Genomic DNA, 257 nt, shown 5'->3' on the forward strand with positions numbered 1-257 from the left:
TGCCAGAGGAGCTTGCTGCTCGGTGTTTTGAAGCCTGTATCAACGAGCATCAAACAATCAAAAACAGTTTCTTAGTCGGCGGTTTGAGTAATAATAACTTAATTTATCCTGAGCTAAAGCACACGTTACACGCCAATGAAGCGATTAACCATTATTTTCAACTATTAGGTTATGCGCTTCATCAACTAGAAAAATAAGCTATTGTTTAGCTTAGTTATTTATCGTCACTGATACGGCTTGCTACCGCACTATTCTGA

Annotated in this window: 1 protein-coding gene; it reads left to right on the forward strand. The window is 38.5% G+C overall.

Annotation, left to right across the window (positions count from 1 at the left end):
- The coding region (locus tag AAEZ02_RS22915; RefSeq protein WP_351125426.1) for an LPD1 domain-containing protein at positions 1 to 197 on the forward strand (197 nt) is incomplete at its 5' end.
- Positions 198 to 257: the final 60 nt, after the last annotated feature.

The organism is Shewanella sp. T24-MNA-CIBAN-0130 (assembly GCF_040310185.1).
In the GTDB taxonomy this organism is placed as follows: Bacteria; Pseudomonadota; Gammaproteobacteria; order Enterobacterales; family Shewanellaceae; genus Shewanella; species Shewanella psychromarinicola.